Annotated in this window: 16 protein-coding genes; 12 read left to right on the forward strand and 4 right to left on the reverse strand. The window is 45.6% G+C overall.

Annotated elements, in window-relative coordinates:
- Positions 1-12: 12 nt before the first annotated feature.
- The 8 genes from paaB to M3I01_RS04770 all read left to right on the forward strand — a co-directional run bounded on the left by paaB (position 13) and on the right by M3I01_RS04770 (position 8,004).
- Positions 13-294, forward strand: coding sequence for a 1,2-phenylacetyl-CoA epoxidase subunit PaaB (gene paaB / locus M3I01_RS04735; protein ID WP_112140021.1), 282 nt, complete (start codon positions 13-15; stop codon positions 292-294).
- Between the two features lie 7 nt (positions 295-301).
- Positions 302-1,063: a 1,2-phenylacetyl-CoA epoxidase subunit PaaC gene (paaC, locus tag M3I01_RS04740; RefSeq protein WP_255894436.1), complete on the forward strand. Its 762-nt coding sequence runs from the start codon at positions 302-304 to the stop codon at positions 1,061-1,063.
- Complete coding sequence (gene paaD / locus M3I01_RS04745) at positions 1,050-1,583, forward strand: 1,2-phenylacetyl-CoA epoxidase subunit PaaD (RefSeq protein WP_255894437.1); 534 nt, start codon at positions 1,050-1,052, stop codon at positions 1,581-1,583. Before paaC ends, paaD begins: the two co-directional genes overlap by 14 nt.
- 36 nt (positions 1,584-1,619) lie before the next feature.
- Positions 1,620-2,693: a 1,2-phenylacetyl-CoA epoxidase subunit PaaE gene (paaE, locus tag M3I01_RS04750; RefSeq protein ID WP_255894438.1), complete on the forward strand. Its 1,074-nt coding sequence runs from the start codon at positions 1,620-1,622 to the stop codon at positions 2,691-2,693.
- 93 nt (positions 2,694-2,786) lie between these two features.
- Complete coding sequence (gene paaZ / locus M3I01_RS04755) at positions 2,787-4,871, forward strand: phenylacetic acid degradation bifunctional protein PaaZ (protein ID WP_255894439.1); 2,085 nt, start codon at positions 2,787-2,789, stop codon at positions 4,869-4,871.
- A gap of 83 nt (positions 4,872-4,954) precedes the next feature.
- A complete protein-coding gene (locus M3I01_RS04760; protein WP_255894440.1) occupies positions 4,955-5,488 on the forward strand; it encodes a TRAP transporter small permease in 534 nt (177 codons plus the stop codon).
- Position 5,489: 1 nt separating this feature from the next.
- Positions 5,490-6,818, forward strand: coding sequence for a TRAP transporter large permease (locus tag M3I01_RS04765; RefSeq protein ID WP_112140012.1), 1,329 nt, complete (start codon positions 5,490-5,492; stop codon positions 6,816-6,818).
- Between the two features lie 157 nt (positions 6,819-6,975).
- Positions 6,976-8,004, forward strand: coding sequence for a TRAP transporter substrate-binding protein (locus tag M3I01_RS04770; RefSeq protein WP_275564943.1), 1,029 nt, complete (start codon positions 6,976-6,978; stop codon positions 8,002-8,004).
- A 71-nt stretch (positions 8,005-8,075) separates the two neighbouring features.
- On the opposite strand, the gene M3I01_RS04775 is transcribed toward M3I01_RS04770, so the two are convergent.
- A complete protein-coding gene (locus tag M3I01_RS04775) occupies positions 8,076-8,846 on the reverse strand; it encodes a class II aldolase/adducin family protein (protein ID WP_255894443.1) in 771 nt (256 codons plus the stop codon).
- A 308-nt stretch (positions 8,847-9,154) separates the two neighbouring features.
- Positions 9,155-9,592 (reverse strand): VF530 family protein, encoded by a 438-nt coding sequence (locus M3I01_RS04780; protein WP_255894444.1) that lies wholly within the window; start codon positions 9,590-9,592, stop codon positions 9,155-9,157.
- A 212-nt stretch (positions 9,593-9,804) separates the two neighbouring features.
- On the opposite strand from M3I01_RS04780, the gene M3I01_RS04785 reads away from it, so the two are divergent.
- On the forward strand, positions 9,805-11,346 hold the full coding sequence (locus tag M3I01_RS04785) for an NAD(P)H-hydrate dehydratase (protein WP_275564944.1): 1,542 nt from the start codon (positions 9,805-9,807) through the stop codon (positions 11,344-11,346).
- Between the two features lie 93 nt (positions 11,347-11,439).
- On the opposite strand, the gene fdhA is transcribed toward M3I01_RS04785, so the two are convergent.
- Together fdhA and M3I01_RS04795 are read right to left on the reverse strand one after the other, a co-directional pair.
- The gene (gene fdhA / locus M3I01_RS04790) at positions 11,440-12,633 is read right to left on the reverse strand and encodes a formaldehyde dehydrogenase, glutathione-independent (protein WP_255894447.1); all 1,194 of its coding nucleotides are present in this window, start codon (positions 12,631-12,633) and stop codon (positions 11,440-11,442) included.
- Between the two features lie 162 nt (positions 12,634-12,795).
- On the reverse strand, positions 12,796-13,677 hold the full coding sequence (locus M3I01_RS04795; protein ID WP_255894448.1) for a LysR family transcriptional regulator: 882 nt from the start codon (positions 13,675-13,677) through the stop codon (positions 12,796-12,798).
- Between the two features lie 125 nt (positions 13,678-13,802).
- Between M3I01_RS04795 and M3I01_RS04800 the strand changes: the two genes are divergently transcribed.
- Genes M3I01_RS04800 through M3I01_RS04810 form a run of 3 tightly spaced genes read left to right on the forward strand, consistent with a single transcriptional unit; the run spans position 13,803 to position 16,406 of the window.
- Positions 13,803-14,507, forward strand: coding sequence for a CoA transferase subunit A (locus M3I01_RS04800; protein ID WP_112139995.1), 705 nt, complete (start codon positions 13,803-13,805; stop codon positions 14,505-14,507).
- Between the two features lie 16 nt (positions 14,508-14,523).
- Positions 14,524-15,183, forward strand: a complete 660-nt coding sequence (locus M3I01_RS04805) for a CoA transferase subunit B (RefSeq protein WP_255894449.1) — start codon at positions 14,524-14,526, stop codon at positions 15,181-15,183.
- Between the two features lie 47 nt (positions 15,184-15,230).
- Positions 15,231-16,406: an acetyl-CoA C-acetyltransferase gene (locus M3I01_RS04810; protein ID WP_255894450.1), complete on the forward strand. Its 1,176-nt coding sequence runs from the start codon at positions 15,231-15,233 to the stop codon at positions 16,404-16,406.
- Positions 16,407-16,501 lie beyond the last annotated feature (95 nt).

The following is a 16,501-nucleotide window of genomic DNA, read 5'->3' on the forward strand; positions in this document are numbered from 1 at the left end:
GAGGTATCTCTCATGTCTGAATGGACACTTTTTGAAGTATTTATCCGTAGTAAACACGGCCTAAATCACAAGCATGTTGGCAGCGTTCACGCAGTGGATGCCGAAATGGCCATTGAAAACGCCCGTGATCTTTACACCCGTCGAAATGAAGGTGTGAGTATTTGGGTTATGCCATCGGCATTAATCACAGCAACTGCGAGTGATGAGAAAGAGCCTTTATTCGATCCATCGGAAGACAAAGTCTATCGTCATGCCAGCTTTTATGAGCTGCCTGATGAAGTAGGGCATATGTGAGGTGGTTATGACTAAATACGATGAATTAACCGAATTTTTATTGCGCCTTGGCGATAGCGCCTTGATTCAAGCTCAGCGCTTATGCGAGTTGACAGGTCGTGCTCCAGCGCTTGAAGAAGAAATGGGCATGATGAACGTTGGCCTTGACTTAGTTGGTCAGGCTCGCAATTGGTATGAATACGCCGCTGAGCGAATTAACGACGGTACCGATGCCGATACATTAGCGTTTCGACGTGATGAGCGTGCGTTTCGTAATTTGTTATTGGTAGAGCAGCCTAACGGTGACTTTGCCGTCACCATGACGAAGCAGTTTTTTTATGACGCTTGGCAGTTTCACCTGCTGACCATGCTAAAAGGCGCAAACGATGAACGGATTGCGGCGATTGCAGCGAAGTCACTAAAAGAAGTGACTTACCATTTGCGTCGTTCCTCTCAATGGGTTGAACGCTTAGGTGACGGTACCGAAGAAAGCCATCAGCGTATGGAAAAAGCGGTCGATGTCGTTTGGCGTTTTACCTTTGAACTGGTTGAAAAAAATGGCGCTGAATTGGCGCTGTCTGAATCAGGCAATATTCCAGCGCTGACTGAATTGCCAGAAAAGTGGCTAGCGACAGTAAACGAGGTATTCGCTAAAGCGACGTTAACGGTTCCTGACGCGCCAAGCACTTTCTATTTGAGTGCTCGAACAGGCATGCATACAGAGCATTTGGGGATGTTATTGGCAGAAATGCAGTTCCTACAACGAGCGTATCCTGATGCAAGCTGGTGAGTTAATTACCACTGACCAGCAAGGTCGTTCAGGGAGCGAGACCGATATCCAGCAAGCCTATAGCGTGCTGGAAGACGTCATGGACCCTGAAGTGCCTGTGGTAAGTGTGATGGATCTTGGCATCGTACGTGACGTCAGCTGGTTGGATGGGCACCTTTATGTGGTGGTGACACCAACGTATTCAGGTTGTCCTGCGACGGAATATATCGAAACCGCGATACGCGATGCACTGCAAGATGCCGGTTTTTCACGTCCTAAAGTATCGCAGCGTTTGGCCCCAGCTTGGACAACCGATTGGATTACTAAACAGGGTCGAAATCGCCTTAAAGCCTACGGGATTGCACCGCCTGTTGGGAGCTCAAGTAAGCGCTCTTTGTTGTCGGGAATAACACAAGTTGAATGCCCAAATTGTGGTAGTGAAGACACTGAACAATTAAGTGAATTCGGCTCGACAGCGTGCAAATCCTTGTATCGGTGTAAGTCCTGTTTAGAACCGTTTGATTATTTTAAATGCATTTGAGCCATAGATAAAAATAACGTGGCCGTGGAGACACAGATGAATCAATTTCACTCACTTACCGTTTCAGATTTACGTCGTGAAACGCGTGATTCTATTTCGCTCGCTTTTGATATCCCTGAGGATTTAGCGCAGAGCTATCAATTTAAACAAGGTCAATTTTTGACACTGCGTACCCAAATTGATGGGCAAGAAGTACGTCGTTCTTATTCTATTTGCAGTGGCGTTCAAGACAATGAAATGCGAGTGGCCATAAAGCGTGTGCCTGATGGCCTTTTTTCCACCTTTGCTAATGATTCCATTAACATCGGTGATGTTCTTGAGGTTATGCCACCGCTAGGGCATTTCTATTCAGAGCTTGATCCTGTCCGTCATGGTGACTATTTATTGGTTGCCGCAGGCAGTGGGATTACCCCCATTTTGTCTATTGCAAAAACGACCTTGGCCACTGAGCCACACAGTAAAGTCACGCTTTTATATGGTAATCGTTCCACTTCTTCCACCATGTTCCGAGATCAACTTGCCGATCTAAAAAACACTTATATGGATCGTTTGAATCTGATTTTTGTCTTGAGTCGCGAACAACAAGATATCGATTTGTACAACGGCCACATTGATGAAGATAAATGCCGTGCTTTGTTTGCCCGTTGGGTCGATGTGAAAAACCTTGATGGTGCGTTTATTTGTGGACCTCAATCCATGACAGAAATGGTGAAAGACCTTTTAAAAGAGTCCGGTACACCAGAAGAAAATATCCATTTTGAACTGTTTGCTGCCGAAGGTAATGAGCGCAAACGCGAGCAGCGAGCACAAGCAGCTGCCAATGCGGATATGTCGGAAATTACAGTGATTCGTGATGGTCATGCAATGAGCTTTGAGCTTAAACAGAATACCGAAAACGTGCTAAATGCGGGTAACGAGCATGGTGCAGACCTGCCGTTTTCGTGTCGAGCAGGCGTGTGTTCTACCTGTAAATGCAAGGTGATTGAAGGCGAGGTGGACATGGACATTAGTATTGGTCTTGAGGACTACGAAGTGGAAGCGGGTTATGTGCTTTCTTGCCAGTCTTACCCTGTGTCCAAAAAAGTTGTGCTGGATTTTGACCAAGTCTAATTCGGCTTGATCACTCGCCTGACTATGAAAGAACGAGACATCATAAAAACAACAAAGATGACGGTGGCAAATAGACCATCGATGGAGAACATTATGAGCCAAAGCTCTATTTTACAAAGCTCAGTTTCACAAAGCCCAGTACTACAAAGTTTTATTGCTGGGGAGTGGTTAGGTAATCAAGCTGGACAAGCATTAGCTAGCCCTGTCAACGGGGAAACGATTTATCACACACACGCTGAAACGATTGATTTTGGCCGTTCACTGGAATTTGCTCGCACCAAAGGCCGCGCTGTTTTGATGGCGATGGATTTTCAGAGTCGCGCGTCTTGTTTGCGCGACTTAGGCAAATATTTACTGGAACATAAAGAATCGTTATACGCTATTTCCTTATTAACGGGTGCGACTCGAAATGATAGCTGGGTAGACATTGAAGGTGGTGCCGGTACGCTGTTTGCCTACGCAAGCGTCGGTCGACGTGAGTTGCCATCTGGTAACCTGATCCACGAAGATGATGCTTTTCCTTTAGGTCGTGATGGTCAGTTTTTCGGTTCGCATATTTTGGTGCCTCGCCAAGGTGTTGCTGTACATATCAATGCTTTTAACTTCCCAATTTGGGGCATGTTAGAAAAATTCGCGGCGAACTTTTTGGCGGGCATGCCGTGTATTGTTAAGCCGGCAACATCTACTTCCTATTTGACGCAAGCTTGTGTGCGCTTGATGCAGGAATCTGGACTGTTACCAGAAGGCAGTTTGCAGTTAATCATTGGTCGTACTGGCGACTTATTAGATCGCTTGGATGGTCAAGATGTGGTGACCTTCACAGGCTCTGCAAGCACCGCAGCCAAATTAAAAGTCACGCCTAATATCATCAATAATTCCATTCCTTTTAATGCCGAAGCTGATTCGTTGAACTGCGCCATCTTAGCGCCGGACGTATCTGTAGATAGCCCTGAGTTTGATCTTTTCATCAAAGAAGTCGCACGGGAAATGACGGTGAAAGCGGGGCAAAAATGTACCGCTATACGTCGTGTATTGATCCCCGAAAATCAAGTGCAGGCGGTTTCTGAACGCCTAACCGCACGTCTTGCAAAAGTGTCTATTGGCGATCCGCATTTAGACACAGTACGCATGGGGGCATTGGCTTCTTTTGAGCAAAAAGAAGACGTTTTGGCACAGCTTGAGCAGTTATTAAAAAGCAGTCAGGTTGTTTATGGGCATCAAGAAGGTTTTGAGCTTTTAGGAAAAGGCTCAGAAAAAGGCGCTTTTGTGCAACCTACCTTGTTGCTTAGCAATGATCCAGATGCCGAAGGTGGCGCGCACGACATAGAAGCGTTCGGTCCAATCAGTACCTTAATGCCTTATAAAAATATCGACCACGCGATTGCGCTTGCTGCTCGCGGTAAGGGTTCTTTGGTAACAACGTTAGTGACTCAAGACCCTGAGATTGCGAGAAAAGTAGTACCCGCTTTAGCGGCATGGCATGGCCGAGTGCATATTTTGAATGAAGCCTCCTCTAAAGAATCCACCGGTCACGGCTCTCCGTTACCAATGCTAAAACATGGCGGCCCAGGTCGCGCTGGTGGCGGTGAAGAGTTGGGTGGGATACGTGGCGTAAAACACTATATGCAACGTGCTGCTATTCAGGGTTCCCCCACCATGCTATCAGCGGTCACCGGAGAATATGTTCGTGGTGGTGAAACGTATGAAAGTGATGTTCATCCTTTCCGTCGATACTTCGAAGATCTTCGAATTGGTGAGTCTTTGCTGACTCATCGACGCACTGTTACGGAAACCGACATAGTAAACTTTGGTTGTTTGTCTGGCGATCATTTTTACATGCATTTTGACGACATTGCCGCGCGTGATTCTCAGTTTGAGCAGCGTATCGCCCACGGTTACTTTGTATTGTCTGCGGCGGCAGGGCTATTTGTTTCGCCGGGTGAAGGCCCTGTGTTGGCCAATTACGGCTTGGATACCTTGCGATTCATTACGCCTGTGCCAATAGGAGACACCATTCGTGCTCGCTTAACGTGCAAACGTAAAATTGATCAAGGCAAATTAAGCCCAAAAGGCGAACCTCAAGGTGTGGTGGTGTGGGACGTTCAAGTCACGAATCAACATGATGAACTGGTTGCCAGTTACGACATTTTAACCTTGGTTAAAAAACAATTGGATTGAGTCTAAAAGGGTGGTTTATCCACCCTATTTTTGATTTTTCACACGTAGCCTAATAACAATAATAAGAGCGTTTAGGAGCTGTTATGTCGATGAAAAACTGGATGGATAAGCATTATCCAGAACCCAATATATACCGCTGGATTGGGTTGGGTTTAGAAGTGATTTCTGCAACGGTTTTGTTTTTATTAATGGTACTGACCTCTTTGGATGTGGCGGGTCGCTATCTTTTTAATAATTCGGTGAATGGTGCCTTTGAGCTTACTCAAATGGGGCTAGCCATCATTGTTTTTGCTCAAATGCCATTAATTACATGGCGTGGCAGTCACGTCGTCGTGGATTTATTGGATCATATTTTAGGCAATCGCATCGTTAAGGTTCTTGGGATCTTTTCGGTCTTTATTGTTTCTTCTTCGTTTTACTTCTTAGCACTTCGCATTTATGAATTAGCAGAGCGCTCGCTGCGTCGTGAAGAAGTAACGGAATATCTACAGATACCAACCGGATATTTGACAGAGTACATCGCCATTATGAGCTGGGTAACAGCGGCGTGCATGCTCACTTATGGTGCGTATCGCGTGCTGAAAGGCAATAACGAAACACAGCAGTTTGGAGAGTAGCATGTCAGTTGTATTAATAGGCTTTGCCGTTCTTTTGATTTTGATTCTGGTGATTCGTATGCCTATTGCTTTTGCGATGGGGGTTGTGGGTTTTTTCGGCTTTGCTATTTTGCAGGGATTAAGTTTTGACAATGTGCTCTCTTTTCGTTGGACTGCCTCGTTAACTCTGGCGTCCAGTCGGGTCATAGAAACCGTACAAGACTACAATTTGTCGGTGATTCCTTTGTTTATTTTAATGGGGAATTTCGTTACCCGTTCAGGTTTGTCACAGGAGTTGTATAACGCCTCTTATGCTTTTTTAGGTCATAGAAAGGGCGGGTTGGCCATGTCGACGGTGTTGGCTTGCGGTGGTTTTTCCGCTATTTGTGGCTCCAGTTTAGCAACGTCTGCCACCATGGCAAAAGTGGCCATGCCACCCATGCGTAAGTTTGGTTACGCTGACAGTCTGGCAACGGCCTCTATTGCCGCGGGTGGCACCCTCGGCATATTAATTCCTCCCAGCGTTATTCTTGTTATTTATGGCTTGCTAACACAGTCCAGTATTCGTGAATTGTTTGCGGCTGGGTTTATTCCCGGCGTGTTGGGCATTTTTCTGTATATGTGCGCTGTTCGTTACGTTGTTTGGCGAAACCCTGATGCCGGTCCAGCCGGAGAGCGCATGAGTGTTAAAGAACGGATCATTGCGCTAAAAAACATTTGGGGTGTTTTAGTGCTCTTTACTATTGTGATGGGCGGTATCTACTTGGGCGTATTTACGCCGACTGAAGCGGCTGGAATAGGCGCTAGTGGGGCATTAATCATTGGCTTGGCGCGACGCAGTTTGAGCTTTGGAGAAATATTTGAAACGTTAGTGGACACCACAAGAACGTCGGCCATGCTGTTTTGTGTCGTCATTGGGGCGTTTATCTTTTCAGACTTTATTACTCGAGCGGGCCTACCGGATGCCTTATTAAGCTTTGTCACCTCATTAGAGCTGAGTCCTATGTTGGTGATTATGGTTATCTTGATGATTTACATCGTTCTTGGAATGGTGTTTGAAAGTCTTTCCATGCTGTTACTGACCGTCCCCGTTTTTTATCCTCTGGTATCCAGCTTAGGTTTTGATCTTGTTTGGTTTGGCATTGTTGTCGTTGTGGTGACGGAGATAAGTTTAATTACACCGCCGGTGGGGATGAATGTCTTTGTATTAAGCGCGGTTTTAAAAGATGTCAAAGCAGGCACGATTTTTAAAGGGGTTACGCCATTCTGGTGCGTGGATATTATTCGCCTTTTGATCATCGTTTTCATCGTACCAGTGTCTATGTTCTTACCTAATTTTTTATACGACTGAGGTGTTTTATTGCCTATTTAGGGGATGTTAGGGAATGAAGATGTTTTTTGATTTTTTAATAATCGGTAATAAAAGAGAGCTGATTTTATAAAGAACCATTTTTTAAAGAGATATGAATGTTTATCAATGCAAATCATTAACTATAGGAATAATAAAAATGATGAGTTTTAAAAAAAACCTACTGTGGGCGGTGTGTGGCGCTTCTGTTTTTGTATCAGGCATGACGTCAGCGGCAACAACGACCTTGCATGTGGCGACGTGGTTGCCACCAACAAGCGCGCAGAATGCGGTTGTTTGGCCTACGTGGAAAGAATGGGTTGAAACCGCCACGGAAGGGCGTGTTGAAGTGGTGATTGAAAATTATACGGGTTCGCCTAAAACAATCTTTGACGCCGTGGAAGATGGCGTTTTTGATGCGGGGTTCAGTGTTAACGCTTATATACCGGGTCGATTTAAGTTAGCCAGTGTGGCTGAAATTCCGGGTGAAATCACCGACGCGGAAGTTGGCTCCGTCGCATTGTGGCGTACTTATGACGCCTATTTTAAAGCCGATCAAGAATTTAGAGGCCTTCACTTACTGGCTTTATTTGTCCACGGTCCTGGTCAGCTGAATACGACTTTTCCGGTTAATTCATTGGAAGATTTAAAAGGCAAAAAAATGCGTGTGGGTGGCGGCTTAGTTAATGTTTTGGCAGAGCGTTTAGGCGTGACGCCTATTTCTGCACCCGCGCCTAAATCGTATGAATTAATGCAACAAGGCGTTGTTGACGGTACATTTTTACCGGCTGAGCAGCAAAAAACACTTCGCTTAAGTGAAGTAACAACCGATCTTGTGCTCTTTCCTAAGGGGTTATATACAACCGCTTTTAGTATTGTAATGAATCCAGATACGTTCGAAGGTCTTAGTAAAAAAGACCAAGAAGCGATCATGAGTGTCTCTGGTGAAAAACTCTCAAGGCTGGCTGGCGCGGCATGGGGCAAAGCGGATGATGAAGGCATATTAGAAGCCAAAGCGAGTGGTGTTAACGTGGTGTATCTTTCTAAAGAGGATGCACTCGTAAAAGACATGGATGAATTAGAGAAAGGCATAGATCAAGAATGGATTAATTCTGTTTCTGATCGTAAGGTCGATGCAAAAGCGGCGCTTGCTCACTTTAGAAAAAATGTCAGTGACTTAAGTCAGTAAACATTTTCCCTTCTTTTATATTGCAATGTAAAAGCCACTATTTAAGTAGATAGTGGCTTTTTTAATGGAAGTTATTGCTTATAGGAAGGATCTTGTTTTTCGATAATGCGTTTCATGGCGGCAAAAACGTCTTCACCCGCACCGTATTTAGGGTCTAATGGCAGAGAGTCTGCGGTGCATTTTCGACAAATATCTTCAGGAATTTCTCGTACCTTGCCCATGGACATAGACGCCAATTGTACTTCGCACGCGCGATTGACTAACCACATTAGAGAGAAGGCTTGAGCCAATGTCGCCCCCATAATGACAGGGCCGTGGTTGCGAAGCATTAAAATAGGGTTGCCATTGGCGCTGTCTAAAATTCGTTGGCCTTCCTCCATATGAAGGGTGATGCCTTCGAAATCATGGTAAGACACTTTGTCGTAAATTTGTGCGGAGTAGAAATTGCTGTAAGAAATCCCTTCTTCTAAACAACAGACGGCCAATGTCGGCGTCGTATGAACATGCATCACACAATGCGCGTCTTCTACTTTGTCGTGAATGGCGCTGTGAAAGGTAAAACCGGCTGGATTAATCGGCCAATCTGAATGACCAATGATATTGCCTTTTAAATCTACTTTTACCAGGTTAGAAGCGGTGACTTCACTGTAATGTAAGCCAAAAGGGTTGATTAAGTAGTGATCATTTTCTCCAGGTACACGAAGCGAAATGTGGTTGTAAATGGCTTCGTCCCATTTGAGGTAGGCAAAAATCCGATACATGGCGGCTAGGTCTACTCGAGTTTTCCACTCGGCATCACTAAATCGACTAGGCTGTTCAAAATAACGCTTTGTTGAAGACATACTGCTCTCTCTTTATTGTTGTTTATGGATAGGCTAAATAAAAAATGGCTTATAAAAAACAACAATAAATATGGTGTGGCTCAATTATTTTTATGTAGCCATGGCAATTATGGGCAGTAAACAACCAAAGTGGCAATGACATAATCGAACTTGGTCGTCTCTCTTATAAAAGACGTGACAAAAGCCGAGTGAGGATCAGGAGGTTGGCATGGGGCGTTGCTAACAACCTGATTTTTATAGATGGGTTAGTTTCTGGAATTGTGTACTTAATCCGACCCCTTAAATAATGGTATTTTAGACAGGGCGTCCTATTTTTTTGAATATCTTCCACGCTGATTGTCAGACATGCTGTTACGATAATTTTTTGTCTTGCCGTGCTCAGCCGCTTTCAGCGCCTGTTTTTCTCGTACACGTTCAGCATCTTCGAAACTCAGTTCAGCGGGTTCGCGAGGTGTCTGGCCTTCAGGGATAATCCGCTTTCTGGGTGGCAGTTCAAATTGCTCAGAGGAAACCCGAGGCAAATTTTTATATTTATACAGATAGAAAATTTCAACTTTCTCCCGCGCCCAATCTGTTTTCTTGAGAAATTTCACACTGGATTCAATGCTCGGGTTAGTCTTTAAACAGTTGATGTTCAGATAAGCGTAGAGAATCTCAAAACCGTAATGATCAACTATCTGGGTGAGCAGTTCTTGTAAACCCAGACCGTGTAGGGGATTGTTTGTGTAGTTGATCTCGTCGTTCATAAAAATGTCCGGTAATAAGTCGAAAGTTTGAAAAGTATCAGAACGCGTCATCATACCTGTGACGGCTTAGACAATATAGTAAAGCCTAGTTTTAGCTAGGGTTAAAATACGCTATAGACTGCCATCCTGATGAACGAATAACGGTTGGTTTTAAGAGCAGCATTTCTTATAAAATAGAAAAATAAAGCTAAAAAGAGAAAGGTAGAAAGTTAATGGAGCACAGACATAAGCAATCCCCCTCATTCCTTTTGACGGCAAACGAAATGAGCAGAGCAGATCAAGCGGCTGTCATGGCTGGTATACCGGCCATGGATTTGATGGCCGCCGCTGGCAAAACGGTGGCAGACGCCGTGGTGAATCACTGGTCAAAACGATCCGTATTGGTACTTTGTGGCCCGGGCAATAATGGTGGAGATGGCTTTGTGGTGGCGCAGCATTTGCGCTTGATTGGATGGCCAGTTCGTCTCGCTTTTTTAGGTTCTGTTGATACTTTTTCAACGGAAGCGGCGCATTTTTATCAGGCTTGGCAAGGCGAAGTCGACACCTTTTCAACAGACTTACTCGATCAAACAGAGTTAGTCATAGACGCCATGTTTGGTGCAGGTTTATCTCGCCCTTTAGAAGGTAAAGCCCGTGACATGGTAGACGCCATGATAGCGCGCAAACTACCGGTTTGTGCGATAGATGTCCCTAGTGGTGTTGATGGTACAACGGGCGCAACATTGGGGCAGGTGGCTTCAGCGGAATTAACCGTGACGTTTTTTCGTAAAAAGCCCGGACATATACTGTTTCCTGGCCGAGCGCTGTGCGGTGAACTTGTTGTTGCGGATATCGGTATTCCTGTGACTGTGCTGGACGAGTTAAATCTTCAAAAATGGGAAAATAGCCCAGAGCTTTGGTATCGAGATTATCCTTGGCCACGATTGGATGGGCATAAGTTTCATCGCGGACATGCTGTGGTCTATGGCGGTGAAACACTCACTGGAGCCAGTCGTTTAACGGCTCGAAGCGCCATGCGTATAGGCGCTGGTTTGGTTACTTTGGCGGCGCCTATTAAGGCTTGGGCTGTGTATGCTACGGCATTGACTGGCGTGATGGTGGCGAAATTAGAACTTAGTCAAGAGTCGGAAGATTTTGAAGAGTTGTTATTAGATTCTCGACATAATGCCATTGCCGTGGGACCGGGAGCCGGTTTGGCGGGGTTTGAAAGTATTCGCACACGTAAAATCGTTTTGACGGCACTTTCTACAGGTCGCGCGACGGTGTTGGATGCCGATGCACTCAGTGCCTTTGCAAACGATCCACAAACGCTGTTTGACGCCATTGTTGGACCTTGTGTGATGACGCCTCATGAAGGAGAGTTCGCGCGTTTGTTTCCTTCCCTCAATAAAAGTCACGCTCAGGACAAATTGTCTCGGGCTCGACTTGCCGCCAAACAAAGTGGCGCTGTCGTGGTATTGAAAGGCGCAGATACGGTAATTGCGTCGCCAGACGAACGAGCGATGATTAACGCCAACGCCCCTGCGGAGCTTGCAACAGGTGGATCAGGCGATGTATTAGCAGGGTTTATTGTTGGGCTGTTAGCGCAAGGGTTTGAGCCTTTTTATGCCGCTGCCGCCGCAGTTTGGCTGCACGGTGAAGTGGGCAATGAAGTTGGCGTGGGGCTGATCGCAGAAGATTTGCCTGAATGTTTGCCTAAGGTATTGTCCGCTTTTAAACGGCAATATTTCCCGACAAAAAATAATGGTAAATAAACAGTAGAAAGAAAAAAGCCTTTGTCCTACGAATTGCTTTTGCATCACAACAGTAGGAAAAGGCTTTTTCGGTATTAGTGTATTGGTCGCTTTTTAACTCACCATTTTGTGTGGGTCAATCACGAATTTCTTCGCGGCGCCACCATCAAAATCGGCGTAACCTTGTGGTGCTTGATCCAGAGATATCATCTGCACGTTCACCGCTTTAGCAATATCAATTTTATCAAACAAAATGGCTTGCATCAGCTGGCGGTGATACTTCATAACTGGACATTGACCCGTATGAAGGGAATGAGATTTCGCCCAACCAAGACCAAAACGCATGCTCAAGCTGCCTTGTTGTGCCGCGCTGTCTACTGCACCAGGGTCTTCAGTAACGTATAGGCCTGGGATGCCAATTTGTCCACCCGCGCGAGTCATCTGCATGGCAGAGTTTAAGACAATCGCTGGTGATTCTTGATGATGGTCGCAGCCACATGCATGGGCTTCAAAACCAACGCAGTCAACAAACGCATCCACTTCACGATCACCCAGAATGGCTTCGATTTTGTCTTGGATGTCGCCTTCTTGTTTAAGATCGATGGTCTCACAACCAAAAGAGCGCGCTTGATTCAGTCTGTCTTCGACCATATCGCCAACAATCACACAGGCCGCCCCTAATAAATGCGCAGACGCGGCCGCAGCCAAACCAACAGGCCCAGCGCCAGCAATATAAACGGTAGAGCCCGGTCCAACACCAGCGGTTATGCAACCGTGGAAACCCGTAGGAAGAATGTCAGAAAGCAAGGTTAGGCTTTGGATTTTCTCCAGTGCTTGATCCGCATCTGGGAATTTCAACAGATTGAAATCTGCGTAGGGCACCATGACATAGTCGGCCTGTCCGCCAACCCAGCCGCCCATATCTACGTAACCATACGCGGCACCTGGGCGAGCTGGGTTTACGTTCAAACAGATGCCTGTTTTGCCTTCTTTACAGCTGCGGCAACGGCCACAGGCAATATTGAATGGCACAGATACTAGGTCTCCAACCTTGATGAATTCTACATCACGGCCACATTCAATGACTTCACCTGTGATTTCATGACCCAGTACTAAGCCTTTTTCAGCGGTCGTTCTGCCTCGTACCATGTGTTGATCACTGCCACAGATATTCGTAGTGACCACTTTTAGGATAACGCCATGGTCACAGCGTCGTTTGCCAATGGCCAGTTCAGGGAAAGGGATTGCCTCGACTTTAACCGTGCCATTACCTTGATAAATGACGCCTCGGTTTGCATGATTACTCATAACGATATCCTTTTTAGCGGTTGTTTTTATTGTTGAATCCAATCGGTTATTTTGTCACCAGCAGTAAAAAGGATGGGTCTTTGAACGACCTATAAGTATTCTGAAAACGACGTCATTTAAATTAATTGATGCAGTTCCTTATTTCCTTCGCCTTTTCTTTTGCTAGGAATAAGTATTAATGAGCACATCCAACATGGCGGCGGCCGCGATGGAAAGATTGGATCGTGGCTGACAGATGACACCAACGCGACAATGGATTTCAGGTTGAATCACGGGACGAATAAGCGCCCCTTGTTCGATGGCTTGTTGGCGACAGATAGACGGCACAACTGCCACGCCCATGCCTTCGCTGACCATACGTCCGACGGTCGCCAATTGGTGTGCGTCAAACGCCACGGTCAGTTCGATGCCAGCATCATTCAGCGAGCTTTCTATTAGGGCGCGAACACTGGAAGGGCGTTGTAAGGTAATAAAGTCATATTTTAAAAGCGCTCGCCAAGGAATGGTGTCTTGTTCTTCCAAAGGGTGATCTTTGGGTAAAATCGCGATGAACCTGTCATCGTAAAGCGGGTAAAAAGACAAGTCTAAAAGATTGGCAGGCTCAAAGGATATTCCCAGCTCCACCTGATTGTTGCGCACCATTTCAACCACGATATCCGATAGTACATCGTCAATCGCCACCTGAATATTTGGGTAAGATTCGTGGTAATTACGAATGGCTTTTGGCAATAATGACGCCGCAAAAGAAGGCATGGACGCGATGGCAATTTTGCCCAATTGCAAGGCAAAACGTTGTTTCATTTCGTCTTCGGCATTTTCCCATTGCGCCAATAATCGCCTTGCGATAGGAACGAGTGCTTCGCCTTCTGGTGTCAATGCAATGTGGCGCGTGGTTCGAGTGAAAAGTTTTCCCCCTAAATTTTCCTCAAGGCTTTTTATCGATAAGCTCAAAGCGGGTTGAGATAAATGCAATTGAGTCGCCGCGCTGGCAAAACTCATGGACTGGGCGACGGCTAAAAAGGCTTTCACTTGTTTGATGTTCATTTAGTGTTCTTCACAAAAGTTATTCATTTAAAAAAATTATTAATAAATAGAAAAAACAAATTTAATTAATTTATAGCCATGAGTCAAACTGGACAGCAATCAAAAATAATAATGAGGAAATGACAATGGCAGGTTTTGACAAAGTGGTCGCTTCTTATGAAGACGCCATGATTGGGCTAGAAGACGGTATGACGGTTCTTGCTGGTGGCTTTGGTTTGTGCGGCATTCCTGAAAATCTGATTGCAGAAATCAAACGCAAAGGCACGAAGGGTTTAACTGTTGTGTCTAACAACTGCGGTGTCGATGGATTTGGTTTGGGTATTTTGCTTGAAGACAGACAAATTCGGAAAATGGTGTCGTCTTATGTTGGCGAAAATGCCTTATTCGAAAAACAGTTATTAAATGGTGAGCTTGAAGTGGAACTGACACCTCAAGGCACCTTGGCTGAAAAAATGCGTGCTGGTGGTGCTGGCATTCCTGCTTTTTATACCGCAACGGGTGTGGGTACGCCTGTCGCGGAAGGCAAAGAAACAAAAGTGTTTGATGGTCGTGAATATCTGATGGAAAAAGCCATTGTTGGCGATTTCGCCATTGTAAAAGGCTGGAAAGCCGACCGTTATGGCAATGTGGTTTATCGTCATACGGCGCAAAATTTTAATCCTCTTGCGGCGACCGCTGGCAAGATCACCGTGGTAGAAGTGGAAGAAATTGTTGAGGTCGGTGAATTAGACCCAGCGCACATTCACACGCCAGGCATTTATGTGGATCGAGTTGTGCTTGGCACCTTTGAAAAACGCATAGAAAAAAGAACCGTTAAACCAACAGAATAAAAATAGAGGTTTTTGTATGTCACTGACAAGAGAGCAAATGGCACAACGTGTTGCCCAAGAATTACAAGACGGTTTTTACGTCAACTTAGGCATCGGTATTCCTACTTTAGTTGCCAATTTCGTTCCGCATAATATGGACGTCATGTTGCAGTCTGAAAATGGCCTGCTTGGAATGGGGGAATTTCCAACGGAAGAAACCATAGACGCTGACATGATTAACGCAGGCAAACAAACCGTTACGACGGTTAAAGGGGCATCCATTTTTTCATCGGCTGAATCTTTCGCCATGATTCGTGGTGGCCATGTGGATTTAACCGTATTGGGTGCGTTCGAAGTCGATGTGAATGGCAATATTGCGTCGTGGATGATTCCAAATAAATTGATCAAAGGCATGGGCGGCGCGATGGATTTAGTGGCAGGCGCGGACAATATCATTGTCACCATGACGCACGCTTCTAAAACAGGTGAATCTAAGTTGTTATCTGAGTGCAGTTTGCCGTTAACAGGCAAAGGCTGCATTAAGAAAGTTTTAACGGATCTGGCGTGGTTAGAAATAGAAGACGGTGCTTTTGTTCTAAAAGAGAGGGCGCCGGGTGTGACGGTTGAGGAAATTATTGAGAAAACCCAAGGTAAGCTCATTGTTCCCGATCATGTGCCTGAAATGGTCTTTGCCTAATAAAACATAGAACAATAAATAGAATTTAATATTGAGGAGCGGATCAAATGAAAGCTGTCATCGTTGCTGCGGCAAGAACGCCCATTGGTGCCTTTAATGGCGCTTTATCTTCTTTAAGTGCTGTGCAACTTGGTACTCAATTGTTGTCTGGTATGTTGGCCAAACAACCACTTCTGAAAGACAACATAGACGAAGTCATTTTAGGTCAGGTGCTGGCAGCAGGCTGTGGTCAGAACCCAGCTCGTCAAACCGCCATACATGCAGGTTTACCAAAACAAGTCTCCGCTATGACGATTAATAAAGTCTGTGGTTCTGGTTTAAAGGCCGTGCAATTGGCCGCTCAAGCCATATTGAACGGTGATGCCAACATGGTTGTTGCGGGCGGACAAGAAAGCATGAGCCAAGCGGCACATGTGTTGCCGAACAGTCGATCTGGCAAAAAAATGGGTAACTGGGAATTATTGGATTCCATGGTGACCGACGGTTTGTGGGATGCGTTTAACGATTATCACATGGGTCAAACGGCGGAAAATATCGCTTCTCGTTGGGATATTAGCCGACAAGAGCAAGATACCTTTGCGGCCTACTCTCAACAAAAAGCCACGCAAGCACAAGCAGCGGGTCGTTTTGTTGAAGAAATTTTTCCTATTGCCGTGCCACAACGTAAAGGCGAACCCGTGATGGTTGATGCTGACGAACAGATTCGTCCAGCGACCAGTATTGAGTCTTTAGGAAAATTGCGTCCTGCTTTTGCGAAAGAAGGCACGGTTACTGCGGGTAATGCCTCGACGTTAAACGATGGCGCTGCCATGGTGGTCGTGACGTCTGATGTGGAAGCGAAGCGTTTGGGTTTGCCTATTATAGCGGTTATTGAAGCAGCAAGTTCGGCGGGTGTGAACCCTGACGTTATGGGGACAGGCCCCATTGCTGCCACGCAAAAAGTGCTTAATAAAGTGAATTGGAGCGTCGCGGATTTGGATTTGATCGAAGCCAATGAAGCCTTTGCGGTGCAAGCTTTGTGTGTGAATAAAGAGCTCGGGCTAGACAGCGAAAAAGTGAATGTGAATGGCGGAGCGGTAGCGCTTGGTCATCCGATTGGTGCATCTGGTTGTCGCATTTTGGTCTCATTGCTTCATGAAATGCAGCGACAGGATCTTAAAAAAGGACTGGCTACGTTATGCATTGGCGGCGGAATGGGTGTTGCCATGTTGGTCTCTCGTTAGCGTTATGGGTAAGCAATAAATGTCGTCGCAAAAAGGGGATCTCTAGAGATGCCCTTTTAGCTTTTTCATACAATGGAAAAGCATTAATAAAAAAC

The sequence above is a fragment of the Marinomonas maritima genome (assembly GCF_024435075.2).
GTDB classification, from domain to species: Bacteria; Pseudomonadota; Gammaproteobacteria; order Pseudomonadales; family Marinomonadaceae; genus Marinomonas; species Marinomonas maritima.